General features: G+C 75.9%; 20 protein-coding genes and 1 pseudogene. 10 read left to right on the top strand and 11 right to left on the bottom strand.

All coding sequences use genetic code 11. From position 1 onward, the window contains the following. Nucleotides 1-7 precede the first annotated feature (7 nt). From CP974_RS12845 to CP974_RS12830, 4 genes and pseudogenes are all read right to left on the bottom strand, one after another. Nucleotides 8-1,606 (bottom strand): acyl-CoA carboxylase subunit beta, encoded by a 1,599-nt coding sequence (locus CP974_RS12845; RefSeq protein WP_031136205.1) that lies wholly within the window; start codon nt 1,604-1,606, stop codon nt 8-10. A gap of 31 nt (nt 1,607-1,637) precedes the next feature. Further along, a complete protein-coding gene (locus CP974_RS12840) occupies nt 1,638-3,254 on the bottom strand; it encodes an acyclic terpene utilization AtuA family protein (RefSeq protein ID WP_231717365.1) in 1,617 nt (538 codons plus the stop codon). Nucleotides 3,255-3,646: 392 nt separating this feature from the next. Then, nucleotides 3,647-4,426, bottom strand: a pseudogene (locus CP974_RS30210) (TIGR03084 family metal-binding protein); the annotation flags it as partial. Between the two features lie 347 nt (nt 4,427-4,773). After that, nucleotides 4,774-5,874 (bottom strand): citrate synthase 2, encoded by a 1,101-nt coding sequence (locus CP974_RS12830; RefSeq protein WP_031129561.1) that lies wholly within the window; start codon nt 5,872-5,874, stop codon nt 4,774-4,776. A gap of 422 nt (nt 5,875-6,296) precedes the next feature. Here CP974_RS12830 and pdxH point away from each other — a divergent pair, with 422 nt between their 5' ends. Together pdxH and CP974_RS12820 are read left to right on the top strand one after the other, a co-directional pair. Next, nucleotides 6,297-6,938: a pyridoxamine 5'-phosphate oxidase gene (pdxH, locus tag CP974_RS12825; protein ID WP_037937018.1), complete on the top strand. Its 642-nt coding sequence runs from the start codon at nt 6,297-6,299 to the stop codon at nt 6,936-6,938. A gap of 445 nt (nt 6,939-7,383) precedes the next feature. After that, nucleotides 7,384-8,697, top strand: a complete 1,314-nt coding sequence (locus tag CP974_RS12820; protein ID WP_031129564.1) for a PAS domain-containing protein — start codon at nt 7,384-7,386, stop codon at nt 8,695-8,697. Between the two features lie 402 nt (nt 8,698-9,099). Here CP974_RS12820 and CP974_RS12815 read toward each other — a convergent pair whose 3' ends face one another. Then, a complete protein-coding gene (locus CP974_RS12815) occupies nt 9,100-9,855 on the bottom strand; it encodes an SIS domain-containing protein (protein ID WP_031129565.1) in 756 nt (251 codons plus the stop codon). Between the two features lie 192 nt (nt 9,856-10,047). On the opposite strand from CP974_RS12815, the gene CP974_RS12810 reads away from it, so the two are divergent. Together CP974_RS12810 and CP974_RS12805 are read left to right on the top strand one after the other, a co-directional pair. Beyond that, complete coding sequence (locus CP974_RS12810; RefSeq protein WP_031129566.1) at nt 10,048-10,740, top strand: iron-dependent transcriptional repressor DtxR; 693 nt, start codon at nt 10,048-10,050, stop codon at nt 10,738-10,740. An 804-nt stretch (nt 10,741-11,544) separates the two neighbouring features. Next, a complete protein-coding gene (locus CP974_RS12805) occupies nt 11,545-12,411 on the top strand; it encodes an alpha/beta fold hydrolase (RefSeq protein ID WP_031129567.1) in 867 nt (288 codons plus the stop codon). A 354-nt stretch (nt 12,412-12,765) separates the two neighbouring features. Here CP974_RS12805 and CP974_RS12800 read toward each other — a convergent pair whose 3' ends face one another. The 3 genes from CP974_RS12800 to CP974_RS12790 form a co-directional block, all read right to left on the bottom strand. Next, nucleotides 12,766-14,421, bottom strand: coding sequence for a transporter (locus CP974_RS12800; RefSeq protein ID WP_373276765.1), 1,656 nt, complete (start codon nt 14,419-14,421; stop codon nt 12,766-12,768). Nucleotides 14,422-14,483: 62 nt separating this feature from the next. Next, nucleotides 14,484-15,302: an ABC transporter ATP-binding protein gene (locus CP974_RS12795; RefSeq protein WP_031129569.1), complete on the bottom strand. Its 819-nt coding sequence runs from the start codon at nt 15,300-15,302 to the stop codon at nt 14,484-14,486. 425 nt (nt 15,303-15,727) lie between these two features. Then, a complete protein-coding gene (locus CP974_RS12790; protein ID WP_031129570.1) occupies nt 15,728-16,408 on the bottom strand; it encodes a bifunctional DNA primase/polymerase in 681 nt (226 codons plus the stop codon). A 322-nt stretch (nt 16,409-16,730) separates the two neighbouring features. On the opposite strand from CP974_RS12790, the gene CP974_RS12785 reads away from it, so the two are divergent. Both CP974_RS12785 and CP974_RS12780 read left to right on the top strand, forming a co-directional pair. Next, nucleotides 16,731-18,113 (top strand): NsdA family TPR-like regulatory protein, encoded by a 1,383-nt coding sequence (locus tag CP974_RS12785; RefSeq protein ID WP_031129571.1) that lies wholly within the window; start codon nt 16,731-16,733, stop codon nt 18,111-18,113. 226 nt (nt 18,114-18,339) lie between these two features. After that, complete coding sequence (locus CP974_RS12780) at nt 18,340-19,989, top strand: hypothetical protein (RefSeq protein WP_051839109.1); 1,650 nt, start codon at nt 18,340-18,342, stop codon at nt 19,987-19,989. Between the two features lie 73 nt (nt 19,990-20,062). Here the strand turns inward: CP974_RS12780 and CP974_RS12775 are convergent, their stop codons facing one another. After that, nucleotides 20,063-21,331: an ABC transporter substrate-binding protein gene (locus CP974_RS12775; protein WP_031129574.1), complete on the bottom strand. Its 1,269-nt coding sequence runs from the start codon at nt 21,329-21,331 to the stop codon at nt 20,063-20,065. 215 nt (nt 21,332-21,546) lie between these two features. Between CP974_RS12775 and CP974_RS12770 the strand changes: the two genes are divergently transcribed. Together CP974_RS12770 and purU are read left to right on the top strand one after the other, a co-directional pair. Next, a complete protein-coding gene (locus CP974_RS12770) occupies nt 21,547-22,029 on the top strand; it encodes an SCO4402 family protein (protein ID WP_078915415.1) in 483 nt (160 codons plus the stop codon). 108 nt (nt 22,030-22,137) lie between these two features. Then, nucleotides 22,138-22,989 carry a formyltetrahydrofolate deformylase gene (gene purU / locus CP974_RS12765; RefSeq protein WP_031129576.1) on the top strand — a complete coding sequence of 284 codons (852 nt, stop codon included), beginning with the start codon at nt 22,138-22,140 and terminating at the stop codon, nt 22,987-22,989. Nucleotides 22,990-23,146: 157 nt separating this feature from the next. Here the strand turns inward: purU and CP974_RS30200 are convergent, their stop codons facing one another. Both CP974_RS30200 and CP974_RS12750 read right to left on the bottom strand, forming a co-directional pair. Further along, complete coding sequence (locus tag CP974_RS30200; protein ID WP_373276763.1) at nt 23,147-24,460, bottom strand: zf-HC2 domain-containing protein; 1,314 nt, start codon at nt 24,458-24,460, stop codon at nt 23,147-23,149. Further along, nucleotides 24,457-25,041 (bottom strand): sigma-70 family RNA polymerase sigma factor, encoded by a 585-nt coding sequence (locus tag CP974_RS12750; RefSeq protein WP_031129580.1) that lies wholly within the window; start codon nt 25,039-25,041, stop codon nt 24,457-24,459. Before CP974_RS12750 ends, CP974_RS30200 begins: the two co-directional genes overlap by 4 nt. 206 nt (nt 25,042-25,247) lie before the next feature. Between CP974_RS12750 and CP974_RS12745 the strand changes: the two genes are divergently transcribed. Beyond that, nucleotides 25,248-25,646 carry an STAS domain-containing protein gene (locus tag CP974_RS12745; RefSeq protein ID WP_051839111.1) on the top strand — a complete coding sequence of 133 codons (399 nt, stop codon included), beginning with the start codon at nt 25,248-25,250 and terminating at the stop codon, nt 25,644-25,646. Nucleotides 25,647-25,993: 347 nt separating this feature from the next. Then, nucleotides 25,994-26,470 (top strand): ATP-binding protein, encoded by a 477-nt coding sequence (locus tag CP974_RS12740; RefSeq protein ID WP_078915417.1) that lies wholly within the window; start codon nt 25,994-25,996, stop codon nt 26,468-26,470. Nucleotides 26,471-26,967 lie beyond the last annotated feature (497 nt).

Raw genomic sequence — 26,967 nt, 5'->3', positions numbered from 1 at the left:
GGGAGCCTCACATCCGGAAGACGCCGAAGCCGCCGCGGGCGCCCTCGACCGGTGCGGTGTGGATGGCCGACAGGCACATCCCGAGGACGGTGCGGGTGTCGCGCGGGTCGATGACCCCGTCGTCGTACAGCCGCCCCGACAGGAACACCGGCAGGGACTCGGCCTCGATCTGCCGCTCGACCACGGCGCGCAGCGCGGCGTCGCCCTCCTCGTCGTACGGCTGCCCCTTGGCGGCGGCGGAGGCGCGGGCGACGATCGACAGGACCCCGGCGAGCTGCTGCGGGCCCATCACGGCGGACTTGGCGCTCGGCCAGGCGAAGAGGAAGCGCGGGTCGTACGCCCGGCCGCACATCCCGTAGTGCCCCGCGCCGTACGAGGCGCCCATCAGCACCGACAGGTGCGGGACGCGGCTGTTCGACACGGCGTTGATCATCATGGCGCCGTGCTTGACGATGCCGCCCTGCTCGTAGGCGCGGCCGACCATGTAGCCGGTGGTGTTGTGCAGGAACAGCAGGGGGATGTCCCGCTGGTTGGCGAGCTGGATGAACTGGGCGGCCTTCTGCGACTCGGCGCTGAACAGCACCCCTTGCGCGTTGGCGAGGACGCCCAGCGGGTAGCCGCACAGCCGGGCCCAGCCGGTCACCAGGCTCGTCCCGTACAGCGGCTTGAACTCGTCGAAGTCGGAGCCGTCCACGATCCGGGCGATCACCTCGCGCGGGTCGAACGGGGTGCGCAGGTCGCCCGGCACGATGCCGAGCAGTTCCTCCGCGTCGTACCGGGGCGGCTCGGCCGGGCCCGGATCGGGGTGCGCCTTGCGGTGGTTGAGGCGGGCGACGATCCGGCGGGCCTGGCGGATCGCGTCGTGCTCGTCGAGGGCGTGGTGGTCGGCGAGCCCGGAGGTGCGGGCGTGCATGTCGGCGCCGCCCAGCGACTCGTCGTCGCTCTCCTCGCCGGTCGCCATCCGCACGAGCGGCGGCCCGCCGAGGAAGACCTTCGACCGCTCCCTGATCATCACCGTGTGGTCCGACATGCCGGGCAGGTAGGCCCCTCCGGCGGTGGAGTTGCCGAACACGACGGCCACGGTGGGGATGCGGGCGGCGGACAGCCGGGTCAGGTCGCGGAAGAGCGCGCCGCCGGGGATGAAGATCTCCTTCTGGGACGGCAGGTCGGCGCCGCCGGACTCGACCAGCGAGACGACCGGGAGGCGGTTGGCGTACGCGATCTCGTTGGTGCGCAGGGCCTTCCGCAGCGTCCACGGGTTGGAGGCGCCGCCGCGCACGGTCGGGTCGTTGGCGGTGATCAGGCACTCGACGCCCTCGACGGTGCCGATCCCGGTGACGAGGGAGGCGCCGACCGGGTACTCCGAGCCCCAGGCGGCGAGCGGCGAGAGCTCCAGGAACGGGGTGTCGTCGTCGAGGAGCAGTTCGACGCGCTCGCGGGCGAGGAGCTTGCCGCGCGCCCGGTGCCGGTCGACGTACTCGGGTCCGCCCCCGGCGAGGGCGGCGGCGTGCTCGGCGTCGAGCGCGCCGAGCTTGGCGAGCATGGCGGAGCGGTTGGCCGCGTAGGCGGGGGAGGCGGGGTCGAGGGCGGAGGCGAGCACGGTCACGGCGCGACCTCCCGCGTGTCGTGGACGGTCCTCACAGCAGGGCCTCCGGTACGTCGAGGTGGCGGGCGCGCAGCCATTCGCCGAGCGCCTTGGCCTGCGGGTCGAAGCGGGCGCGCGCGGCGGCGCCCTCCCCGAGCAGGCCGGTGACGGTGAAGTTGAGGGCGCGCAGGTTCGGCAGGACGTGCCGGGTGACGGGCAGCGGACGGGTCTCGGGCAGCAGCTCCCGCAGCCGCTCCACCGTCAGGGTGTGGGCGAGCCACCGCCAGGCCGCTTCCGTCTCGGCCCAGACGCCGAGGTGGGCGTCGCCGCCCTTGTCGCCGCTGCGGGCCCCGGCGACGAGCCCGAGCGGGGCGCGGCGGACCGGTCCGGGTGGCAGGGGCTCGGGCAGGGGCGGCTCGGGGACGTCCCGCAGGGGTGCCGTCGAGGGGGCGGACACGGGTACGGGGACGCGCCGCCCGTCGGGCAGGACGGCCGTGTGGGTGACGGCGCCCGGCTCGACGTACACGGCCTCGAACACCCCGTACGGGTCGCCCCGGCCGGGCGGGGCGGTGACGTGGAAGCCCGGGTAACTGGCGAGGGCCAGTTCGACGGCGGCGCCCGTGACGGCGCGGCCCACGGCCCGCCGGTCGGGGTCGTGCACGACGAGCCGCAGCAGGGCGCTGGCGGTCTCCTGGGTGGCGGCGTCGGCCCGGTCGGTGCGGGCCAGCTCCCACCGCACCTCGGCCGGGCGGGCGCCGGCCCGCGCGAACGCGTCCTCGACCTGCTCCCGTACGAGCCGTGCCTTGGCGTCGACGTCCAGGCCGGTCAGCACGAACACGACCTCGTTGCGCCAGCCGCCGAGGCGGGTGATCCCGGCCTTGAGGAGGCGTGGCGGGGGCTCGCCGCGCACCCCGTCGATCCGCACCCGGTCGGGACCTTCCCGGGTGAGCCGTACGGTGTCGAGGCGGGCGGTCGCGTCGGGCCCGGCGTAGCGGGCGCCGCGCGTCTCGTACAGGAGCTGGGCGGTGACGGTGGAGACGTCGACGGCGCCGCCGGTGCCGGGGTGCTTGGTGATGACGGCGGAGCCGTCGGCGTGCAGCTCGGCGAGCGGGAAACCGGGGCGGCGCACGTCGTACCGGCGGAAGAACGGGTGGTTGCCGCCGGTCGCCTGGGCGCCGCACTCCAGGACGTGCCCGGCGACGACGGCCCCGGCGAGCGCGTCGTACGCGTCGGGGGCCCAGCCGAAGTGCGCGGCGGCCGGGCCGGTGACGAGGGCGGCGTCGGTGACCCGGCCGGTCACGACGAGGTCGGCGCCCGCGTCGAGGCAGGCGGCGATCCCGGCCCCGCCCAGATAGGCGTCGGCGGTCAGGGCGCCGTCGTCCAGGGGCAGTTGACCGCCCTCCACATGCGCCACCCGGACGGGCACCCCGAGCCGCCCGGCCAGCGCGCGCAGTTCGCCCGCGAGCCCGGCGGGGTTGAGCCCGCCGGCGTTGGCGACGATCCGCACGCCCCGCTCGTGGGCGAGGCCGAGGGTGTCCTCCATCTGCCGCAGGAAGGTGCGGGCGTAGCCGAGGGAGGGGTCCTTCAGCCGGTCGCGGCCGAGGATCAGCATGGTCAGCTCGGCCAGGTAGTCGCCGGTGAGCACGTCGAGCGGCCCGCCGGTGAGCATCTCGCGGACGGCGGAGAACCGGTCCCCGTAGAACCCGGAGCAGTTCCCGACCCGCAACACCCCGCCCCTCACCGGCCCACCCCGCCGGCCCTGTCGGCCCCGCCCGCACCGGCCCCGGTGCCCCCCGCACCCGACCCGCCCACCCCGCCCGCACCCGCACCGGCCCCGCCCGCACCCGCACCGGCCCCGTCCGTACCCGCGCCGTCCACCGCACCGGCCCCGCCCGCACCCGCACCGGCCCCGTCCGTACCCGCGCCGTCCATCGCACCGGCCCCGCCCGCACCCGCACCGGCCCCGCCCGCACCCGCGCCGCCCACCCCGCCCGCGCCGGGCCCCGCACCCGCGCCGGCCCCCGCGCCGGCCCCGTCCGGGTCCGCCCAGGCCCTCCCCTCCCCGTCCCCCCTCGGCTCCCGCCCGGCCCCCGGCGGCCCGGCGAACGCCTGGGCGATGTCCAGCCACCGGTCGGCGTCGGGCCCGTGGGCGCGCAGCGCGAGGTCGGCGCGGTGGGCCCGCCGGGTGACGAGGAGGCAGAAGTCGAGCGCGGGCCCGGTGACGCCCTGCCCGGCGTCCTCGGGCCCGTACGCCCAGACAGCGCCGTCCGGGGCGTCGAGCACGACGCGGAACTCCTCGCCGGGCGGGGTGAGTCCGCGCACGGCGTACGCGTAGTCCCGCGCCCGCCAGCCGATGCGGGCGACGTGCCGCAGTCGCGCGGTCGGCTCCCGTACGACCCCGAGGGCGTCGGCCACGTCCTGCCCGTGCGCCCAGGTCTCCATGAGCCGCGCGGTGGCGAGCGAGGCCCCGCTCATCGGCGGCCCGTACCAGGGCACCCGGGCCCCGTCCGGCAGCCCGCGCAGGGCCTCCTCCAGCCGCAGCCGCCCACCCCGCCACCGCTCCAGCAGCACGGACGGCTCGTCCCGGGCCCCGGCCCGAGCGGCCAGGTCGACGAAGTCCCCTCCCTCGGTAGTGACTTCAGCCGCCTCGGCCACATGCGCGGCGAAGGCGCCTGGCGCGGTGACGGCGGTCAGCGCCACCTCGTCGGTCCAGGCGAGGTGGGCGATCTGGTGGGCGACGCTCCACCCGGCGGCGGGCGTCGCCCGCCCCCACCCACCGGCCCCGAGCCCGCCGACGAGCCGGTCCAACTCGTCGCTCTCCGCCCGCAGATCCTCCAGCACGGGATGGTCCACAGCACACTCCCTCGCCAGCCGACACGGCAACGCCCGCCGACTGTCCCAGCCCCCTCCACAAAAAGCAAGCACGCTTGCTTGTTTTCGGGATGGGGGACCGCTCTGGGGTGCGTCCGGTCGGCGGGATCCGGCCATGGTCGCGGAACGGGCGCTGTGCGCGGGTGGACGGAGCCTCTGCTGTGGATCTCCGGCATCGTCGCCGGAGCGGTGCGCCGACGGGACGACGCGACCGGTGCCCGCCGGGGCCGTCGGCGGACGGGCCCCCGGCGTGACCGGACGCGGGGGAGGAGCGGGGCCGCGCCGCGCGGGCCCCGCTCCTTCCGCTCAGCCTCGCCTCAGGACGCGATGTCCTCGTATCCGGCGATCTCGCGGGGGTCGCGGGTGCCGGGGCCGACGTAGCGGGCCGAGGGGCGGACCAGGCGGCCCGTGCGCTTCTGCTCCAGGATGTGGGCCGACCAGCCGGCCGTGCGGGCGCAGGTGAACATGGAGGTGAACATGTGCGCCGGGACCTCCGCGAAGTCCAGGACGATGGCCGCCCAGAACTCCACGTTCGTCGCGAGCACCCGGTCCGGGCGGCGGTTGTGCAGCTCCTCCAGGGCGGCCTTCTCCAGCGCCTCGGCCACCTCGAAGCGCGGCGCCGCCAGGTCGCGGGCCGTGCGGCGCAGCACCCGCGCGCGCGGGTCCTCGGCGCGGTACACGCGATGGCCGAAGCCCATCAGCCGCTCGCCCTTGTCGAGGGTCTTGCGCACGTACGCCGCGGCGTCGCCGGTGCGCTCGATCTCCTCGATCATGCCGAGCACCCGCGACGGCGCCCCGCCGTGCAGCGGCCCCGACATCGCGCCGACCGCGCCCGACAGCGCCGCCGCCACGTCGGCGCCGGTGGACGCGATGACCCGCGCGGTGAAGGTGGAGGCGTTCATGCCGTGCTCGGCGGCCGACGTCCAGTACGCGTCGACGGCCTTCACGTGCCTCGGGTCCGGCTCGCCGCGCCAGCGGATCATGAACCGCTCGACCACCGACTGCGCCTTGTCGATCTCGCTCTGCGGCACCATCGGCAGGCCCTGCCCGCGCGCGCTCTGCGCCACGTACGACAGGGCCATGACGGCCGCCCGAGCCAGGTCGTCGCGGGCCTGCCGCTCGTCGATGTCGAGGAGCGGCCGCAGGCCCCACACGGGCGCCAGCATCGCCAGCGCCGACTGGACGTCCACGCGGATGTCGCCGGAGTGGACCGGGATCGGGAACGGCTCCGCCGGGGGCAGGCCCGGGTTGAACGCCCCGTCGACCAGCAGGCCCCACACGTTCCCGAAGGACACGTGACCGACCAGGTCCTCGATGTCGACGCCCCGGTAGCGGAGGGCGCCGCCCTCCTTGTCCGGTTCGGCGATCTCCGTCTCGAACGCGACGACTCCTTCGAGTCCGGGTACGAAGTCGGACATCTGGCGGCTCCTCGTGTCTACGTGTGGATGACGTATGCGTGATGTGTGCGGCGTGAGTGCTTCTGTGGCGTGTCTCGACGGTTGTCGACGGTTGTCGACGGTTGTCAATGGTGTCGACGGTGCCGACGGTGCCGGCGGGTGCCGGCGGATGGTGACCGTGTGCGCGCGTACGCGACGGGGTGCCGGCGTACGCGACGTGCACGTGGGTCTGGAGGGACCGAACAGTGCCCCAGCGTCGAGTCTGTCGGGTTCCCCCGATGCGGGGAAGCGTGACATCAGGCACACTCCGCCGTTCCGGGCCGACGCGATTAAGCCCCCCGCCCGCCGGGCAGACTGCTGCGGCCGGACTGCCCTGAGGCAGGATGGACGCCGTGACCGACGCCCTGGACCCCGCCCTGGACCCCGCCTACGATCCGGCGCCCATGCGCGAGCAGTACCACACCTCCGAGCTCGCCGAGCGCGACCTCGCCGCACACCCCATGGAGCAGTTCGCGCTCTGGTTCAAGGAGGCCGCCGGCCACGCGGCGATCCACGAGCCGAACGCCATGGTCGTGGCCACGGCCACGCCCCAGGGCCGCCCCTCGGCCCGCACGGTGCTGCTGAAGCACTTCGACGCGCGCGGCTTCGTCTTCTACACCAACTACGACTCCCGCAAGGGCACGGAGCTGGCGGCCAACCCGCACGCCTCGCTCCTCTTCCCCTGGCACCCGATCGCCCGCCAGGTCGTCGTCACCGGCCGGGTCACCCGCGTCGGGCGCGACGAGACCGCCGCGTACTTCCGCACCCGCCCGCACGGCTCCCGGCTCGGCGCCTGGGCCAGCACCCAGTCCACCCCCATCGCCTCCCGTGCCGAACTGCTCGCCCGGTACGAGGAGCTGGCCGCCCGCTACCCGGAGGGCACCGACGTCCCCGTGCCGCCGCACTGGGGCGGCTTCCTGGTCGCGCCCGACACGGTCGAGTTCTGGCAGGGCCACGAGAACCGGCTCCACGACCGGCTCCGGTACGTCCACGAGGCCGACGGCGACGGCACCGCCGGCTGGCGGGTGGAACGCCTCGCCCCGTAGCTGCGCAGGGGCGGGGGGAGGGGGCCGTGGCCCGGCGCGGGACCGGGGACCGGGGGCCGTGGTCGGGCAAAGTCGCCGGGCGCCGGGGCCTGCATTCGGCCGGCGGGCACGCAGAAGCCCGCGGGCTCTGCTCTCTCCCCCTCGCGGAGGGAGAGGTCGGCCGGATGTGCCGACGAGCCCGCGGGCCGGTGACTGCTTGGGTGTACGGCAGGAGGCCTGCCGTCCTGTGACGGCAGGCCTCAGCCCGCAGTCACCTCACGCACCCGAAAAGAAACCACTTCCGGATCACCTCCTTTCTCGTGTGCCCCCACCCTAGGAACCGCCCCCGCCACGTTCAAACGAATTTTCCGAACCCCGTGTGTCCTGGGTCACGTTCCAGTTGAATGGCGGGACGCGCCGCGCGTACGGGCGCGTTGACGGCTCATGTCTCGCAGGGGGTGCCGGGGTGAGTGCGTTCGGCAGCGGTACGGCCAGGGCCGACGGGGATCTGCTCGGCGCGCTGCTCGACGGGATGGACGCGGCGCTGTTCGCGCTCGACGCGGACCGCACGGTCACCCACTGGAACCACGAGGCCGAGCGCATCCTGGGCTGGCCCGCCGCGGAGGCAGTCGGCCGCCGGGGCCTCGCCGGCTGGGCCGCCCGCGCCGCCGACGCCCCCGCCGTGGAGGCGCGGCTGATGGCCGCCATGGACGGGCCCGGCCGGGACCTCCACGAGTTCGCGCTGCTCCGCAAGGGCGGCGGCCGGGTCCTGGTGCGCACCCAGGTGTCCGCGGTGCGCGGCGCCGACGGCCGCCCCGCCGGGGTGTACTGCGCCTTCGGCGAGGTGCACGCCCAGCTCGACTTCGAGCGGTCCGTCGCCCTCAGCGAGGCCCTGTTCGCCGAGGCCCCCTGCGGGCTCGTCGTCTTCGACGCCGACCTGCGGGCCGCCGTCGTCAACACCCCGGCGGCCCGCGCCTTCGGCGTCTCCCGCACCGCCCTGCTGGGCCGCCCGCTCGGCGACGTCCTGGCGCAGGGCGCCGAACAGCTGGAGGCCGCCGTCGAGCACGTCCTCGCGGAGGGCGACCCGGCCGCCCCGGCCGAGCTGTGGGCGTCCCTGCGCACGGCGCGGGGCGAGCGCCGCCGGTGCTGGCGCAGCGGGTTCGTGCGCCTCACGTCGCCGCTGTCGCGCGAGCCCGCGCCGCTGGGCGTGGCGTGGCTGTTCGAGGACGTGACCGAGGCGCGCCTCGCGGGCCAGGACGGGGACCGGCTGCGGTTCCGGGCGAGCCAGCTGCACCGGGCGGGCGCCGCGGCGGCCGAGTGCGAGGACCCGATGGAGGCGGCGACCGTGTACCTGGACTTCGCGCTGGCCGGCTTCGCGGACGACGCCCTGCTGGACGTGGTGCGCGAGGACGGCGCCCGGCTGGTGCGGGTGGCGGCCACGCCCGCGGAGGCGCCCGGCCCCGTGGCGCCCGTCGCGGGCGGCGGGCTGCCCGTCCCGTACGGGCCCGGCCACCCGGCCCTGCGGGCGCTGGAGCGGGCGGGCGCGGTCCGGGCCAGCACCTGGGCGTCGGGCCCCGCGCACGCGTGGGCGGCGGAGCGCCTGTGGCCGGACGGCACGGCGCACGCCCTGTGCGCGGTGCTGCGCAGCCGGGGCCGCACGCTGGGCGTGGTGACGTTCCTGCGCTCGTCCACCCGGCCGCCCTTCGAGCGCCCGGACGTCGCCTACGCGGAGAGCGTCGCGGTCAGGGTCGCGGCGTCCCTGGACCTGGGCGGGGCCTGAGAGCGCCCGTACGTGCGAAGACGGAGAACCTGCACAGCGGCCGACTCGTCGACCGCGCAGGGCTCGTGCGGCTCTGCCGGAGTCGTACGACCGGCCGGCGGCCGTCGCGCTGCCGCCGGAGGCGTCCCTTGCCGTGGTCGGGGCAGCGGCCAGAGGAGTTCCGCGAGGGCCCAGGTCGACCTGAGCACCGCCCGCCGGCGCAGGAACAGCTACAGCGACGGGGCGGGCGGCGACTGCCCGGAGGTGGCCGACGGCTCCTCCGGTGGCTTCCGGTGCGGGACTCCAAGCGGCCCGCCGGGCCCGCGGGGGCGGGCCCGCCCCCGCGGTCGCCGCGGGCGCGTGGGCGCCGTTCGCCGCGGCGGTGCGGGCGGGCCGGCCCGGGGCGCCCGGCGCGGGGGCGCGTCAGCGCCGGTAGAAGATCCGGTCCGCGTACCGGTCCATCACGCGGCCGTTCCACTCGTGGCCCCCGTCGACGTTGCCCGAGCGCAGCAGCGGGGGCTCCACGCCCCGGCGGACCAGCTCCTCGGCCGCCGCCGCCATGACGGCCTGCATCAGGGCGCAGGTCACCACCGTGGACGCGGGCCCGAACGGCGCCGCGACGCCCTCGTGCACCAGCTCCGCGTCCCCCACGGCGATCTTGGAGTCGAGGACGATGTCGCAGTGGTCCTTCAGGAAGGTGCCCGAGGCGTTCCGGGAGCGGGTCTCCTTCGCGTACGCCACGGAGGTGACCCCGACGACCTTCAGCCCGAGGGCGCGGGCCCCGGCGGCCATCTCCACCGGCAGGGTGTTCCGCCCGGACAGCGAGATGATCACCAGGAGGTCGCCGGCGCGCGCGGGGGAGGAGTCCAGGACCGCGGCGGCCAGGCCCTCGACCCGCTCCAGGGCGGAGCCGAGCGTCGCGGGCGACACGTCGACGCCGACGGCGCCCGGCACGGGCAGCAGGTTCATGAGGGCGAGGCCGCCGGCGCGGTAGACCACGTCCTGCGCGGGCAGCGACGAGTGCCCGGCCCCGAAGGCGAAGAGGCGACCGCCCGAGGCGACCGTGTCGGCGACGGCGGCGCCCGCCGCGGCGATGGGCCCGGCCTCCTCGTCCCGTACGCGCTGGAGCAGCCCGATCGCGGCGTCGAAGAACTGATCGGCCAGCGTACTGTCGCCCATCGGCGGCCATCCTCTCGTCTGTGTCGCGGATCACGGTGCGGTCTGGACCATTCCCGTGTCAATACGGCGACGGGTCGGCGTCGGGCCGGTATCCGGCCGGGGGCGGGTCGGCGGCGGCACGGCCGCCCACGGGATGCGCAACAATTGAGCCAGGGCCGCGCACACTGAAAAGTCACGCATCGAGGGGCACGTATGTCCGGACTGATCGACACCACGGAGATGTATCTCCGCACCATCCTCGAGCTGGAAGAAGAGGGTGTGGTGCCCATGCGCGCCCGCATCGCGGAACGGCTCGACCAGAGCGGTCCCACGGTGAGCCAGACGGTGGCCCGGATGGAGCGCGACGGGCTCGTGACCGTCGCGGGCGACCGGCACCTGGAGCTGACGGAGGAGGGCCGGCGGCTGGCGACGCGCGTGATGCGCAAGCACCGGCTCGCGGAGTGCCTCCTGGTCGACGTGATCGGCCTGGAGTGGGAGCAGGTCCACGCCGAGGCGTGCCGGTGGGAGCACGTGATGAGCGAGGCCGTGGAGCGGCGCGTGCTCGAACTGCTGCGGCACCCGACGGAGTCGCCGTACGGCAACCCGATCCCGGGCCTGGACGAGCTGGGCGAGCAGGCCGAGGCCGACCCGTTCCTCGACGAGAACATGGTGTCCCTGGCCGAGCTGGACGCGGGCACGGAGGGCAAGACCGTGGTGGTGCGCCGGATCGGCGAGCCCATCCAGACGGACGCGCAGCTGATGTACACGCTGCGGCGCGCGGGGGTGCAGCCGGGCTCGGTGGTGAGCGTGACGGAGTCGCCGGGCGGTGTGCTGGTCGGCAGCAGCGGCGAGGCCGCGGAGCTGAACGCGGAGGTGGCGTCGCACGTCTTCGTCGCGAAGCGCTGAGCTTCTCCTGACGCGCGCCCCGCGGGGCCGGGGCGCGGTGGTGACGGCGGGCGTGGTGACGGCGGGGCCCGGACCGGTGGTGAGGTCCGGGCCCTTCCTGTGCCCGCGCGGGGGCTCCGGCGGGCGGCCCGCGGGCCGAGCGGCGGGCGCGGGGGCGCGCGCGGGCACCCGGCCCGTGCGACGGGGCTGCGAGGTCGGGGCGGACGGCGCCCGTGCGGCGGGGCGTGCGGGGGCGGGGCGGACGGCGCCCGAGCCGGTGCGCTCCGGGCGGCCTGTTCCGAACGGGCGCGGCGGCCGTACCCTACGGAGTGCTTTCGCGCGGAACGGCAGCAGGGCGGCTCCGCGCGTGCCACTCTGGGCCTCAGGCCGGGACCTGGATCCGTCCGTCCTGGGGAGGGGAGCCGTGCGATGCGCCGCCGCCACCGTCCAACTGGCCCGCCGACCGCACCCCGCCGCGCCCGCGCGCACGGCCGGGGCCCCGGCACCGCGCTCGGCGAGGGGCCCCGTACCCCGCATGTGAAAGGTCCCGGCGCCTTACGGCACCGGGACCCGTCCTCCCCGTGTACGACCCGGAGCCCCGAGCTCTCAGGGTCGCTCCCGTCGGACCCCTTTTCCCCGAGTGGTCCGCCTCCCGTTGAAGATCTCCCCCCGTCGGGGCACGTCAACCCCGGAACGGGGTCACTCGAAAGAGCGGTGTTGCCGCGCCCGGACCGGTGTTCGAATGCAAGTTCGATACTCTGGCGTGGGAGTTCCGACGTGGGTCCCGACGTGGTTCCGACGTGACTGAAGGGGGTGCCAGGGCACATGGTGCGACGCACCGATCTGACCGGGGCCGACGGCGTACGCCTCGCCGCCTGGGAGTTCGCCGAGCCGGCCAAGGGGCCGGGCGACGACGGCACCGAGACCGGGGGCGGCGTCCTGCTGCTGCACGGGCTGATGGGCCGGGCGTCGCACTGGGCGGAGACGTCCCGCTGGCTGTCGCAGCGCTACCGGGCGGTCGCGCTGGACCAGCGGGGGCACGGGCAGAGCGACAAGCCGGCCGCGGGCCCCTACACGCGCGAGGCGTACGTGGCGGACGCGGTCGCCGCGATCGAGCAGCTCGGCCTCGCCCCGGTCACGCTGATCGGCCACTCCATGGGCGCGCTGACGGCCTGGCAGGTGGCGGCGGAGCGCCCCGACCTGGTGCGCGCGCTGGTCATCGCCGACATGCGGGCGTCCGCGCTCGGGGCGGCGTCGCAGCGCGAGTGGGAGCAGTGGTTCCGGGACTGGCCGGTGCCCTTCGGGACGCTCGCGGACGTCCGCAGGTGGTTCGGGGAGGACGACCCCTGGGTCGAGCGGCCCAACGCGGCGCGGGGCGCGTTCTTCGCGGAGGTGATGCGCGAGGCGGCCGACGGGTGGCGCCCGGTGTTCGCCCCGCAGCAGATGCTGGCCGCGCGCTCGACCTGGGTGCACGACGCGCACTGGGACACCCTGGCCCAGGTGCGGTGCCCGACGCTGGTGGTGCGCGGCCTCGACGGCGAGCTGGGCCGGGCGGAGGCGCAGGAGATGGTCCGGGTGCTGCCCGAGGGGCGGTACGCGGAAGTGCCGGACGCGGGCCACTACCTCCACTACGACCAGCCGGAGGCCTGGCGGGAGGCCCTGTGGCCCTTCCTCGCCGACACGGCCCCGTAGCGACCGCGCCGACCGCACGCCGCCCGCCACGGCCTCGTGGCGCTCACGCCGCCCACCCCGTCCGCCCCGTCCGACCCGTCCACCCCGTCCGCCCCGTCCGGTGACCGCCCCGGCCGCGCCCCCGTCGCCTCGGCCTCGTGATGTCCGCGCCCACCGCGCCGCCTCGTGGCGTCCGCCCCGCCCGCCACCACACCGGAGCGACCGCCCCGACTCGTGGCGCCCGCGTGGCGTCCGCTCCGGACGCGTCGGCGCCGCCTCGCCCCCCCGTTCCCCCCCCGTCCCCTCCCGTCCCCGTACGGCAACGGGCCGGCCGGCCGGGGTTGCCCGGTCGGCCGGCCCGTCGGGGCGGGGCGGCTACGCCTTGCTGACGGCCGCCAGGATCTCCGGCAGGCGCCGGTGCGTACGGCCCGCCGCGAGGTGCAGGCCGCCCCACACCAGCAGCGCCCCCCACACCGCGCCCAGCGGCAGCAGCAGCCACGGCGAGGCGGACCCCGTCCGCACCCACCACGCCGCGAGCGCCACCGGCACGCACAGGGCCGTCGCGAGCAGCATCCCGCCCATCATCGACGCCCACGCCAGACCGCCCTGGCCCGGCGCCGCGTTCTTGTACGCGCTGTCCTGCGGGATCGAGTACGGGAAGTACGCCGACGCCCACGCGCCCACGCCCAGCATCGCCCCCAGCAGCCCGTACGACACGCCCAGTCCCTCCGGCAGGGCCGCCCAGTCGCCGAGCACCGCCACCGTCACCACCACGACCAGCGTCGCGTACGGCAGGGTCACCAGCAGCAGGGCCAGTGCCCGCGCCCGCAGCTCCAGGTACGCGTCCCGCTTCGACGACACGGTCATGGCGACGATCCAGAACGCCGACGTGTCCTGGCCGAACTGGTTGTACATCAGCGTCCCCAGCAGGCCCGCCGCGAAGCACGCCCAGTACACCGAGCCCGTGCCCTGCGCCGCGTTGAACACCGGCACGATCAGGCCGAGCGCCAGCGCCGTCACCCAGCCCGACTTGGCCTTCGGGTCCCGCCACGCGTACCGCAGCGCCCGCTCCACCACCGCGCCCGTACGGCCCTCCGGCAGCAGGGCCGTCCAGCCGCCGCCCGCACCCGGGCGCTTGCGGTCCGCGTCCGGCCCGGCCGCCGCGACCGTCGACCCGTCCGGCGCCGTCATCAGCTTCGTCAGGCTCCGCTGCCACCAGTACAGCAGCCCCGCCAGCGCCGCCACCGACAGCAGCAGCTGCGCCGCCGCCGTGCCGTGCGCGCCCCGGCTCGCCGCGTCCACCGCGCCGACCGCCGACGCGGGCGGCACCCACCGGACCAGGTCGGCCGCGGGCTCCAGCCGCGCCAGCCCGCCCGCCTGGCCGAGGCGCTGCGCCCCGAAGTTGACCACCTGGATGCCGATCGCCACCACCAGGCCGCTCAGCAGCGCCAGGTCGCGGCCCTTGCGGGAGGTCAGCAGCCGGATGTTCGCCGCCGCGACCGCCCGCGCCAGCGCCAGGCACACCAGCAGCACCAGCGGTACCGCGACCACCGCCACGGCCACCGCGAACGCCCCGTGCGCCACGGAGATACCCGCGCCCACCGCCAGGCACAGCGTGAACAGCGGGCCGGTGCCCACCAGCGACGCCACCAGCAGCGCCCACACCAGCGGCCCCGGCCTGAGCGGCAGCATCACCAGCCGGGACGGGTCCAGGGTCTCGTCACCGCTCGGGAAGAACAGCGGCATGACCGCCCAGCCGAGCGCCGTCACCCCGGTCAGCAGCACCGCCAGCGTGGCCGCCTGCGCATGGCCCCGCAGCAGCACCAGGCCGAGGAGCTGACCGGCGGCGAACAGCAGGGTGAGGACGATCGAGACGACGAAGACCGCCGTACGGCCCGACGACTGGCGCAGTCCGTTGCGCAGCAGCGACAGCTTCAGCCGTACGAAGACGGAGGTCAGCGTCCCGGCCGAGGCGCCCGGCGGCCGGGCGGCGGCCCCGCGCCCCGCGCCCGCGCCCCCCGGCCCGGCCACCGGCCCGGCCACCGCGCCCGCGCCCGCGGTCGTACCCGTACCCGAGGCGCCGTTCGCGTGCGTCACCGCGCACCGCCCAGCCAGTCCAGGGACTCGCCCGTGTCGCGGCCCGAGGCGCCGACCAGCTCCAGGAACGCCTGCTGGAGCGTGGCCGCCCCGCCCCGCACCTCGGCCAGCGGGCCGTGCGCGCGGATGCGGCCCGCGGCCATCACCGCGACCCAGTCGCACAGCGACTCCACCAGCTCCATGACGTGGCTGGAGAAGACGACCGTCGCGCCGGACGCCGTGTACCGCTCCAGGACGCCCCGGATCGTCTGCGCCGACACCGGGTCCACGCCCTCGAACGGCTCGTCCAGGAAGAGGACCTCCGGGTTGTGCAGCAGCGCCGCCGCGAGGCCGATCTTCTTGCGCATGCCGGTCGAGTAGTCGATGACCAGCTTGTGCTGCGAGCCCGCCAGGTCCAGCACGTCCAGCAGCTGCGTGGCGCGCTTGTCGACCTCGGCGCCCGGCAGACCGCGCAGCCGGCCGGTGTACGCGAGGAGTTCGCGCCCCGACAGCCGCTCGAACAGCCGCAGCCCCTCGGGCAGCACGCCGATGCGGGCCTTGACCGCCGCCGGGTCGCGCCACACGTCGTGCCCGGCGACCTCGACGCGCCCCTGGTCGGGGCGGAGCAGCCCGGTCACCATCGACAGCGTCGTGGTCTTGCCCGCGCCGTTCGGGCCGACGAGGCCGACGAACCGGCCCGCGGGGAGGACGAGGTCCACCCCGGCGACCGCCGTCTGCTCGCCGAAGCGCTTCCACAGCCCTTCCACGCGTACGGCGGGCGGGGCCGCGTCCGGCACCCCGCCCGCCTCGTCGCCCCGCTGGCCCTGCTCCGGCATGGTCACTGCCGCCTCCCGCCGTCCCCGTCGATCGTCTGTACGGGGCCAGCCTACGAAGCCGCAGGCAGAAGCGCGGTTTCCGATTCCGGCAGCGAGCGCGGGCCGCCCGTTGCCGAGTGCGGGCGCCGCCGGCGGGTTCCCGGCCTCGGCGGGGCGTCCGGCCGGCCCACGGCGGGGCGTACGGGCGGGCCGTACGGCGGGGCGTACGGGCGGGGCGTACGGCCGGGCCGTACGGCGGGGCGTACGGCGGGGTGCGCGGCCGGGCCGTACGGCGGGGTGTTCGCGCGCTCGGTGGGCGAGGGTCCCGCCGTACGGGAGGGCGCCCCAGCGGCCGGGCGCCCTCACCGAACCGGCCTGCCCGGGCCCCGGTGGTCCCCGGGCGGCCTCAACGGGCCTCCGCGGAGGGCGCCTTCACCGCCCGGCGCTCATCGGGCCCGGGCCGCCGCCGCGTCGCGGCCGCAGGCGTACGCCAGAGGGCTGATCAGCTCCTCCGCGTCCGGCAGCCAGCGGTTGGCGTGCGTCGGGCGGCGCACCCACTGCACCGCGCCCTGCCCGCCGACCCGCGTCGGCGGCGCCACCACGTACCCGCCCTCGCCCTTCGCCACCAGGTCCAGGCCGGCCGGGGACCAGCCGAGCCCCCGGATCAGGTCGGCGGTCTTCGCGGCGGCGCCCGGCAGCACGAAGAACGCCATCCGCCGGGCCGGCCCGCAGGCCACCGGGCCGAGCGCCACGTCCATCCGCTCCATCCTCGCCAGCGCCAGGAAGCCCGTCGACTCCGGCACGTCCAGCACGTCGAACGTCCGGCCCGTCGGCAGCAGGACCGACGCCCGAGGGTGCCTGCCCCACAGGCGGCGCGCCGCGACCGGGCTGCCGGTGGCCTGCGCCGCCCAGTCCTCGCGGAACGGGTGCGCGCCCGGCGCCGCGCACGCCGCGTCCCCGCACGAGCAGCGTTCCAGCCCGTCGCCGGTCTCCAGCCAGGTGCCCGGGAACACGTCCCAGTGCCGCTCCTCCGCGTACCGTACGGCGCTGTCCACCAGCGGCTCGCCGCGCTGCTGGGGGATGTGCGCGGCCTCCGTCACTCCCTTGGTCTCTTCCACGGTCAGCACAACTGTCCACCCCACGGGGGGTTACGGGGCGCAGAAGTGAACGCGGCGGTGCATCGGCTCGGCACGCGGGGCGCATGGGTGCATGTGCGGGGGCGCGCACGGGCGGTGGGAGCGGCGGAGGGGTAGGCAGGGGCGGGGACGTGGCCCCGGGGCCGTCGGGGGACGGCCGCCGCGGTACGTCCCGGGCATGCGCCGCACCAGGCGGTCCTTTCCGATGTTTTGGTATGACAGCGCCAGATTCCGCACGGTTTCCGCATTCTCCGGACATCAGCCGGGCAGTGATCGGGGCGACTGATCGCCACCGGCACCTCAGGGGGTAGTCATGGCAGCGAGGCCGCTCGTCGCCCGCCAGCCGAACGAACGGCTGCAGGCACTCATCCAGGAGGCAGGTTGCTCCAACGCCGGGCTCGCCCGCCGCGTCAACATGGTCGGCTCGGAGCGCGGGCTCGACCTGCGGTACGACAAGACGTCGGTGGCCCGCTGGCTGCGCGGGCAGCAGCCGCGCGGCCGGGCGCCCGGCATCATCGCCGAGGCGCTGGGCCGCAAGCTGGGCCGCACGGTGACGATCGACGAGATCGGCATGGCCAGCGGCAGGAACCTGGCCGGCGGCGTGGGACTGCAGTTCGCGCCGACCGTGACGGGAGCGGTCGAGCAGGTCTGCGAGCTGTGGCGCAGTGACGTGGGGCGGCGGGACTTCCTGTCCGGCTCCGCCGTCGCCGCCTCCGCGCTGGTCGAGCCCAGCCGCGACTGGCTGATCACCGGCCCCGACCCGCAGGTGGCCCGCACCGCGGGCGCCCGCGTCGGCCTGGCGGACGTGCGCGCCGTACGGGCGATGACGGAGGGGCTGGTCGAGCTGGACCACCGGTTCGGCAGCGGGCACGTGCGACCCGTGGTCGTCCACTACCTCAACAGCGTCGTCTCCGGGATGCTCTCCGGCTCCTACCGGGACGCGGTGGGCCGCGAGCTGTTCGCGGCGGTGGCGCGGCTGACGGAGCTGGCCGGATACATGGCGGTCGACACCGGTCAGCCGGGGCTGGCGCAGCGGTACTACATCCAGGCGCTGCGGCTCGCGCAGGCGGCGGGCGACCGGGCGTACGGCGGGTACGTGCTGGCCGCGTCGATGAGCCACCTGGCGGCGCAGCTGGGCAACCCGCGTGAGATCGCCCAGCTGGCGCGGGCCGCGCAGGAGGGGGCGCGCGGGCACGTCACCCCGCGCGCGGAGGCGATGTTCCTGGCGGCCGAGGCGCGGGGGCACGCCCTGCTGGGCGACGCGCGGACCTGCCAGGAGGTGGCGGGCCGGGCGGTGGAGGCGCTGGACCGGGCCGACCCGGAGAAGGGCGACGACCCCGCGTGGATCGCCCACTTCGACCACGCGTACCTGGCCGACGAACTGGCCCACTGCCACCGCGACCTGGGCCAGGCCGAGGCTGCGGCGCGCTCGGCGGGCGAGGCGCTGGAGGGCCACCCGCCGGCCCGTGCGCGGCGGCGCGCGATCGGCCTGGCACTGCTGGCGGCGGCGCAGGTGCAGCAGCGGGAGGTGGAGCAGGCCTGCCACACGGGTGCCCGCGCGGCCGAACTGCTGGGCACGCTGCGGTCGTCGCGCGGTGCCGAGTACCTGGACGACCTCCAGGCGCGGCTGGAGCCGTACCGGGACGAGCCGGCGGTCCGGGAGTTCACGGCCCGGCTGGAGCCGCAGGCGGCGTGAGGCCGAGCCGTGGGAGGCGCGCGGCCTCCTGGCGGCCGGGGCGGGGCGGGGCCGGGCGGGGGCCGGGATCGGGCGGCGGAGGCCGAGGGGGAGGCGTGCGGGCGGTGGGGGTGCGACGGTCGCCGCGGACCTGTGCGCGGGGTAACGCCCGTACCCGTGTGCGCTGTCAGGGACACAACCGGTAGCGTGAGCCGACGCTTCCGTAGGTTCACACGTAGGAGTCCCGGTGACGCAGAGCGGACACGGCCAGGAGGGCCAGTCGTGGGGTCAGGCCCCTGGCCAACCCTGGGGGCCGCCGCCCCCGCAGGCCGTCCCGGGTGAGGACCCCGCCACGCAGTACCTGCGGCCCGTCCCGCCCGCGTCGGCGCCGCTGCCGCCGGAGCGGGGGCAGGCCCCGGCGGAGACCGCGGCGGAGTCGACCGCGTTCCTGGGCACCGGTCTCGGTGGGCAGCCGGGACCGGCGCCCCAGCAGCCCCCGTACCAGCCGCAGCCCCCGCAGTACCAGTCCCCGCAGTACCAGCAGCCGCCGCAGCCCCAGCCCCAGCAGCCGTCACCCGGCTACGGCTACCCGCAGCACGCGGCCCCGGCCGGCTACGGCTACCCGCAGCCCGGCGACGCGCAGCCCGGCTACGGCTATCCGCAGCAGCCCGGTTACGGCTACCCGCAGGCGGGCCCCCCGCAGCAGCCGCCCCAGGCGAGCCCCCAGCCGTACCCCCCGCAGCCGCAGCCGCAGGGATACCCCCGGCCTCAGGACCAGTCCCAGGGACATCCCCAGCAGCCGCCGCAGGCGTACGACCAGCAGCCGCAGCCCCAGGGGTATCCACAGGCCCAGGGATACCCCCAGCCCCAGCAGCCCCAGCACCAGCCCCAGTCCCAGCCCCACCGGCCACCGCAGCCGGACCCGGACTCGGAGGCCACGCAGTTCATTCCGCCCGTGCCCAGCGACAGCGGCCCCCCGGCGGAGTTCGACAACCTGTTCAGGAACGACGCCCCGGGCGCCACGCAGCAGATGCCGCGCATCGACGCGTCCGCCCCGCACCCGCCCGGCCGGCCCCAGCCGCCGCACCAGGCCCACCAGCCGCCCCCGCCCTACGGCCGCCAGACGCCCCCGGCCCACGGAGCCCACGGAGCCCACGGAGCCCAGGCACCGCACGGGGCCCACGGGGCGCCCCCGCCGCACGGGGCTCACGGCGCTCACGGATACGGCGAGTACGACGACTACGACGAGCCCGAAAGGCGCCGCTCGAAGGTGCCGCTCGTGGCCGCCGTCGTGGTCGGGTGCGCCGTCGTGGGCCTCGGCGCGGGCGCGCTGCTGAGCGGCGGCGACGAGAAGCCGGCCGTGGACAAGGCGGGTGCCGCCTCGCCCGTCGCCCCGGCGCCCGGCCCGTCCGCCCCCGCCTCGTCCGAGCCCGCCCCGGACCCGGTGAAGGACCAGGCGGTGGAGCTGGACAAGCTGCTCGCGGACAGCAACGACAGCCGTGACGTGGTGATCCGCTCCGTCGAGAACATCAAGAAGTGCGAGCAGCTCGACAAGGCCGCCTCCGACCTGCGGGAGGCCGCGGGCCAGCGCCGGGAGCTGGTGAACCGGCTGCGCGGCATCAAGATCGACAAGCTGCCCGACCACACGGAGCTGTCGGCCTCCCTCACCAAGGCGTGGCAGGCGTCCGCCAAGGCCGACGACCACTACGCGGCCTGGGCGGACCAGGTGAAGAAGCCGAAGAACTGCAAGGACGGCAAGGCCCGCAACACCGGCAGCACCGCGCAGGCCGCCGTCGCCAGCGGCGAGGCGACCGGCGCCAAGCGCGAGGCGGCCCGCCTCTGGAACGGCATCGCCGAGACGTACGGCCTGACCAAGCGGCAGCCCACCCAGCTCTAGCGACGGCCGCCGCCCCGCTCCCGGAGGGCCGGGCGCGGGGCGGTGCGGGCCGGACGGGTCGCCGCCCGGCTCGTCACGAGGCGCGGGCGTCCAGCAGGGTCGGGCCCACGTCCACGAAGTCGGCCCGCTGGGCGACCATGCGTCCCTTGCGCACCACCTGGAACGTGACCTGGTGGTTGACGAGCCGCGGGAAGCCCGGGATGCCCAGCATGTCCTCGTACCGCCAGCGCAGGGTCGGGGTGAGGCCCCCCGTGTCCACCCGCACACCGCGGTCCAGGGTGAGGGCGATCCTGCCCGGGGTGACCTTCCCGTCGCCGATCTCCTCCACCACCCGCTTGAGGACGGTGTAGGCGATCCACGTGGTCTGCACGCCCGCGTCGGCGGGGTCGATCCGGTTGTCGCCGAAGGCGTGCTCGCGGATCACCCGCCGCATCGGCTCCCAGCGGGTGTCGGCCGGCTCCGGGTACCAGCCGGTGATGTAGGCGCCCTCGAACGGTCCGGACGCCCCGCCCGTACGGTCCACCAGCAGCTGGTCGACGCTGCCGAGGACCGACGAGACGCGCACGTCCCTGCCGTCCGGGGAGAGCCTGCGGAAGGAGTCGAAGAAGTGCGCGGTCCGCTCGCCGAGCGCGGCGGTCACGCAGCCGCGCTCCTCGCCGGCCCGCGAGCGGGAGCGGGAGGCCACGGCCGTGTACTCGCCGGCGTCCTCGGCGGCCGGGATGTCGAACGCCTCGCGCTGCTTGCCGCGGGCCAGCCCGGAGTTGAGCAGCCGGTGCAGGTGGTCGCCCGCGATGGTGTCGGGGCGGACCAGGGAGACCCGCTCGCAGGAGGCGGCGAGCTGCATGCCGTTGCCCGCGAGGAGGGCGACCTGGCCGCCGTTGACGGGGTAGGAGAGGTAGCTGGTGAACTCCTCGTCGGACAGGCCGTAGCCGCCGATGTACGGGATGTTCGCGGCCTCCAGGGGGGCCATGAAGGCGCGGCCGTGCTGGCTGTAGGAGCCGACGACGGCCGCCACGCCCTCCTTGACGGCCTTGCGGGCGCAGGTCGCGGCGCCCGTCGCGGTGTTGCCCTCGTTGCACGTGATCACGCGCAGCTCGCGCCCGGCCAGGCCGCCCTGGCTGTTGACCCAGCGCGCGTACGCCTGGGCCATGGCGGGCATTCCGGGCATGTTGGTCGCTTTGGTTTCCTGAGGGGCCCAGGTCATCACCGTGACGGGGTCCCTGGAGCCCCCCGTGGCTCCAGGGAGGGCACCGCACCCGGTGAGGAGGGACGCCGCGACGAGAGCCGCGGCGGCCCTGGACGTGAGGGAGGTGGCAAAGCGTCGCCTGCCGTTACCGGTCATGGGTCTGCACCATTCCGGCTCACGGGTAACGCTGATGTGAGGGTGGTTCAACGCTCGGTGGCGGCGAGGTGAATTGCGGGCACCACCGGGCGCGTCCGGTGGAGCGCGTACGGTGGAGGGCGTACGAACCCGGTGCCGCGCCGCCCGCCGGCCCGGGTGCCCCGCAGCACGTCCGGGCCCGGTCCGCCATGACCGGGACCACAAGGTGAACGCAGATGAACTCTTCCCGTCGCGGCCGTCACTCCTCCACCATGGGCGGCATGCCCCTCAACGACATGCCCTGGTGGCGCTGGCGCGCCAACGTGCGCTCCGCGCTGCACATGCTCTCCGACGTCCGCTTCCACCAGGAGTGCTGGCTGGCCGGGGCCGACGGGTACGGGGACGTCACGGACGCCGTGTACCGGCTGGTCGAGGACACCTGGCTGGACAACTGGTCGGCGGAGAAGTACGTCGGCACCATATTCCGCGACGCGACCGAGGCCCAGCTCGTGGACCTCGCCGTGCTGCGGGTCCTGCGGATCATGCACCAGGTCGGCCCGGACGCCCCCGTCTCCGCGTACCTGGAGCACCCCGGCTGGCCGGAGGCCGTGCACGCGGCCCGCGACGCCCACGTGCGGCTCTCCGCCGCCGACGGCGAGGACCCGGACGTCCCGCCGCGCCCCCTGCACGCGCTGCGCGCGCTGACCGGCGCGGTGTAGCGGCGGGCGGGGACGGGGGCCTACGAGGGCGGTACGGGGAGGGTGCGGGGCGGTCCGGCTGGCGGACGGGCCGGTGCCGGGGCCGCCCCCGTGTGGCATCCTGCCGGGATGACCGACCAGTACGTCCTGACGCTCTCCTGTCCCGACAAGCAGGGCATCGTGCACGCCGTGTCGAGCTACCTGTTCATCACCGGGTGCAACATCGAGGACAGTCAGCAGTTCGGGGACCGCGACTCGGGTCTGTTCTTCATGCGGGTGCACTTCTCCGCCGAGACGCCCGTGACCGTCGAGAAGCTGCGGGCCAGCTTCGCCGCCGTCGGCGACTCCTTCGCCATGGAGTGGCAGATCCACCGCGCCGACGAGCGCATGCGGGTCGTGCTGATGGTGTCGAAGTTCGGCCACTGCCTCAACGACCTGCTGTTCCGCGCCCGGATCGGCGCGCTGCCGGTGGACATCGTGGCCGTGGTGTCCAACCACACCGACTTCGCCGAGCTGGTGGCGTCGTACGACATCCCCTTCCATCACATCCCCGTCACCAGGGACACCAAGGCCGAGTCCGAGGCGCGGCTGCTGGAGCTGGTGCGCGGCGAGAACGTCGAGCTGGTCGTCCTCGCCCGGTACATGCAGGTCCTCTCGGACGACCTGTGCAAGGCGCTGAGCGGCCGGATCATCAACATCCACCACTCGTTCCTGCCGAGCTTCAAGGGCGCCAAGCCCTACCACCAGGCGCACACGCGCGGCGTGAAGCTGATCGGCGCCACGGCGCACTACGTGACCGCCGACCTCGACGAGGGCCCGATCATCGAGCAGGAGGTCGAGCGGGTCGGCCACGAGGTGACGCCGGAGCAGCTCGTCGCCGTCGGCCGGGACGTGGAGTGCCAGGCGCTCGCGCGGGCCGTCAAGTGGCACGCGGAGCACCGCATCCTGCTGAACGGCACCCGCACGGTCGTCTTCGCCTGACGGCACGGCCGCCCGGGGCCGGGGCGGCACGGTCGTACCGGCCCGGCCCGGCCCGGAGGTGCGGCACGGTCGTACCGGCCCGGCCCGCCCCGGCGGTGCGGTGCGGTGCGGTGCGACGGCGCCCGCACCGCGCGCCGCCCCCTCGGCGCCGGGGCGGCTACAGGTGGCTGAGGGACGCCGCCGTGTGGAGGACGTCCCGGATCGCCTCGCGGTCGCCCTCCTGCCCGGCCGCGGCCTCCTCCGGCGTCAGGTGCCCGGCGACCAGCCGGCAGAACTCCACGCCGTCCAGCGCCACGAGGGCCACCTGCCGTTCCGGACCGGCCAGCGCGGCCGGGGAGTCCAGCGCCACGTACCAGTGGCCGCCGCCCGCGCCCTCCACCTCCAGCCGCAGCGACCGGCCCGGCGCGCCCGCCCGTACGAGGGTGCGCGCGGGCCCGGCGAGACCGGAGCGGCGCCGCTCGGCCAGCGCGGCCGGGAGCAGCCGCACCGCCAGGTCGATCATCTCGTGCAGATGGGGCCCGGCCGGCGGGTCGTACGGGTAGGCCACCGCGGACGCGATGTCGTCCGCGTGCAGCCAGCACTCGAACGCCCGCTCCAGCAGGGCGTCCCGCAGCGGCAGCGTGTACGTCCCGTACGGCACCGGCAGCTCCGTCACCCCGCGCCCGGCGAGCGACACCGTCCGCACCAGCGTGTGCGCCTGGTGCCGCCACGGGTCGCGCAGGCACCGCTCGTCGCCGCTCTCCTCCAGCGCCCGCCAGAACGCCTCCGTCCGCTCGGCCGGCCCCGGACCCGGACTCCCCTCCCCGTAGGGGTCGTTCCCGTAGGGCTCCGCCCCGTAGGGGTCGTCCTCGCCGGGGTCCTTCCCGTACGGGTGCCGCGCGTAAGGCCCCGCCCCGTACGGCCCCGCTCCGTACGGGTGCCGCGCGAGCGCGCCCACCGCGTGGGGGCCCTCCCCGTACGGGACCACCGGGTCGTCGAGGCCCACGGCCGCGGCCACCAGGCCGTCCACCGCCAGCAGATGGCCGATCACCCCGGAGACGTCCGTCGACCGGCTCGCCGGACGCCCGTCGGCGAACCACCGCAGCCGCACCGGCGCGTGCCACTCCGCGCGGCCGATGTCCTGGAGCAGCGCGTCCAGCCGCGCGGTCTCCGCGTCGTACGGACCGGCCCACGCCGGGACGGGGATGCGCGCCGGGCGGCGGCCCAGGCAGTTGTCCAGGACCCGGGAGCGCAGCAGCGGGTCCAGGTCGAGGTCCCGCTCGTGGTGGAGCAGCCCCACCGCGTCGCGCAGCCGCAGCGCCTCCTCCGCACACGGCGCGCACTCCGTCAGGTGGTCCTCGACGGCCGCCGTCTCCTCGGCGGAGCAGGCGGACAGCGCCCACGCCCCGAGCAGGGAGCGCAGCAGCGCGTGCGCCTCCTCGGTGGTCTCCGGCCGCCCCTGAGGGCCGTCGCCGTGCTGGACGCCGGTCACAGCGGGTTCCCTCCGGAGCCGGGCGGGGACCCGTCCAGCGGCCCGGTGTGCGCGGTGGACAGCAGTTGCAGTCCGAGCCGCAGCCGGCGCCGCGCCTCCGCCTCGGTCACGCCCAGGTGCGCGGCGGTCTGCCGGTAGTCCCGCCGCTGGAAGTACGCCGACTCCAGCGCCCTGCGCAGCGGCGCCGGCATCGCGGTGACGATGTAGTCGGCGCGGGCCGCCACGGCGGCGCGCCGCACCCGCTGCTCCAGTTCCTCCGCCGAGCCCGAGCCGCCCTCCTCCAGGGCCCGCGCGCCGTTCTGCCGCAGCCGGTGCACCGACTGCCGCCGGGCCAGCCGGGCGATCCACGCCCGCAACGAGCCGTCCTCGCGCGGGTCGTAGGCGTCCGGGTTCTCCCAGGCGTACCCGAACACCTCCCGCGTGACCAGGTCGGCGGCCCGCTCGTCCTCCAGTACGCGCAGGGCGGTGCCGTGCACGAGGGAGGCGAAGCGGTCGTACAGCTCCCCCAGCGCGGCCGCCTCGCCCCGCGCCAGCCGCTGCTGCATCCTGCGATCCCAGCGCTGCGGTGTCTCCATGGGCATCCTTCGAATGTAGTGCGCGGCCCCCGCGGCGCACCGTCCTTCGGGCAACTGCCGGAATCTCGGACGCCGTGGTGGTAAGGAAGCCGCCAACCTCGGCCGTGTGTGTTTCGGGCGTGGCGAACGGGGCAGGCGGGACGGGAAGTACATCCTCCGGATGGTCCGTACCCGGAGCCCGGCGGCGGGCGAGGAGAGGTCGCAGCGGCGTGATGCTGAGCGTGGAGCGAGCCGAGCAGGGCGCCTGGACCGTGCTGCGCATCTCCGGGGAGCTGGACCTGGTGTCGTCGCCGGAGGTGCGGCGCCGGGTGCACGAGGCGGTGGCGGACGGCCGCCACGAGGTGGTGCTCGACCTGTCCGGGGTGCTGTTCTGCGACTCCAGCGGCGTGGGCGTCCTCATCGCGGCGCGCCGGCTGCTGCACTCGTGCCGCGGGCGGCTGCGGCTGATCCTCCCGGCGCGCGGCGCGGTCGAGGGCTCCCACGTCAACCGGGTGCTGGCCGCGCTGGGGGTGCGGCGGCTGTTCGAGGTGTACCCGGACGTGCCGTCGGCGACCGGGGCGGAGCCGGCGCCCGCCGGTGCGGCGCCCAGCGCGGGGACGGCTTCCGCCTGAGCCGGCTCCTGTGCGCCCGGACGGGCCGCCTGTCACGTTCGGTGAGCGGCGCGGGGTGTACGGAGTGCGGTGCCGCGGGTAGACCACTCGCTGGGCCGGTGGCGGCGTCTCGCGCGCGGAACGGTCCCTTCCGGCGTGTCCGGGTGCTGGTGGGGCGGCTGTTGCGGTTGCGTGCTCGCGTTCGACTGGGCGGAAAGTGCGTCGCACAGTATGCACCAGCCGTACTCCTTCGCGCGGGAATATGCCCGAAGCGCTTGTTCCGGTGACGCTACGTCAACCATGCTGAGCGCCCAAGGTTCGCTGTGAGGCGCGAGGCGATGTGTCCGCCGGTTCGGATGGTGTGAGCGGTGCAGGTGCTTCAGGTTCAGTTGGAGATCGGCCCGGACCCCGCGGAGGTGGGGAGGGCCCGTAGATGGGCGCGGTCGCGGCTGGCCGGCTCGGGGATGGCGGTGGACGAGTCGCTGACCGACACGCTCGTGCTGCTCATCTCGGAGCTGGTGACCAACGCGGTCGTGCACACGGGCTGCCCGGCCGAGCTGCGGTTGCTGTTCGGGCCGGGCGGCAGGGGTGCCGGGATCGTCCGGGTCGAGGTCGCGGACAGCAGCGCGTGCCCGCCGCAGCAGCGCCGGGCGGACGGCGCCGACACCCACGGCCGGGGGCTCGAGCTGATCGACGGCCTCGCCGACCGGTGGGGCTGGACGCCGGAGGGCCGCGGCAAGCGCATCTGGTGCGAGGTGGACCGGACGGCCGCGCTGGGCGCTCCCGGCGGGGTGCGCGAGCCGTGCCCGTACGAGGCGCCCCGCACGATGACCAACTCCGCGTGACGGCCCGTCCCCCGCGGAGCGGTTGACGGCCGGCGCCCGGCTGATCACCCTGGGAGCAGCGGTCCGCCGCGAGGGGACGACGAGGGCATGACGTACCTCGGCGATAGCGGATCGCGGGTCCGGCGCCGGCCACCGCGCCGGACGGGCGGGCGGGACGCGGTCGCCGGCCCTGGACGCCGACTCCGTCTGACGACTCTGCATGCCGACCCCGGTGCGGCGCCGCCTTGCCGCCGGGAGGATGATCCCCGCAGGAGGGGATTCAGGTGGACGACGACGACGACGCGCGGCGGCGGCAACGGCCCCATGGCCCGGCGGCGGTGGGGCAGCGGCCGGGGCCCCCGCGCCCGCCCGCACCCGCTTCCGACGGCCCCCCGCCTCCACCCCGGTCCCCATCCACCGCCCCTTCTTCCGCGTCGCCCCCTTCTTCCTGGCCTCCGCCTCCGCCTCCCCCGAAGGGGACCCTCACCGAGAGGTACGGGAGCGCAAGCCTGGTCTCG

Origin of the sequence: Streptomyces fradiae ATCC 10745 = DSM 40063 (assembly GCF_008704425.1) — a bacterium.
Lineage (GTDB): Bacteria > Actinomycetota > Actinomycetes > Streptomycetales > Streptomycetaceae > Streptomyces > Streptomyces fradiae.
This window is presented reverse-complemented; position numbering and strand designations above follow the sequence as displayed.

What these genes read in the sequence shown, in the direction of transcription:
- CP974_RS12775 (WP_031129574.1), bottom strand. Translation starts at nt 21,331, where the DNA reads ATGACCGGTAACGGCAGGCGACGCTTTGCCACCTCCCTCACGTCCAGG.
- CP974_RS12815 (WP_031129565.1), bottom strand. Translation starts at nt 9,855, where the DNA reads ATGGGCGACAGTACGCTGGCCGATCAGTTCTTCGACGCCGCGATCGGG.
- CP974_RS12785 (WP_031129571.1), top strand. Translation starts at nt 16,731, where the DNA reads ATGGCAGCGAGGCCGCTCGTCGCCCGCCAGCCGAACGAACGGCTGCAG.
- CP974_RS12795 (WP_031129569.1), bottom strand. Translation starts at nt 15,302, where the DNA reads ATGCCGGAGCAGGGCCAGCGGGGCGACGAGGCGGGCGGGGTGCCGGAC.
- CP974_RS12810 (WP_031129566.1), top strand. Translation starts at nt 10,048, where the DNA reads ATGTCCGGACTGATCGACACCACGGAGATGTATCTCCGCACCATCCTC.
- CP974_RS12750 (WP_031129580.1), bottom strand. Translation starts at nt 25,041, where the DNA reads ATGCCCATGGAGACACCGCAGCGCTGGGATCGCAGGATGCAGCAGCGG.
- purU (WP_031129576.1), top strand. Translation starts at nt 22,138, where the DNA reads ATGACCGACCAGTACGTCCTGACGCTCTCCTGTCCCGACAAGCAGGGC.
- CP974_RS12745 (WP_051839111.1), top strand. Translation starts at nt 25,248, where the DNA reads ATGCTGAGCGTGGAGCGAGCCGAGCAGGGCGCCTGGACCGTGCTGCGC.
- CP974_RS12805 (WP_031129567.1), top strand. Translation starts at nt 11,545, where the DNA reads ATGGTGCGACGCACCGATCTGACCGGGGCCGACGGCGTACGCCTCGCC.
- CP974_RS12830 (WP_031129561.1), bottom strand. Translation starts at nt 5,874, where the DNA reads ATGTCCGACTTCGTACCCGGACTCGAAGGAGTCGTCGCGTTCGAGACG.
- CP974_RS12770 (WP_078915415.1), top strand. Translation starts at nt 21,547, where the DNA reads ATGAACTCTTCCCGTCGCGGCCGTCACTCCTCCACCATGGGCGGCATG.
- CP974_RS12840 (WP_231717365.1), bottom strand. Translation starts at nt 3,254, where the DNA reads ATGCTCACCGGCGGGCCGCTCGACGTGCTCACCGGCGACTACCTGGCC.
- pdxH (WP_037937018.1), top strand. Translation starts at nt 6,297, where the DNA reads ATGCGCGAGCAGTACCACACCTCCGAGCTCGCCGAGCGCGACCTCGCC.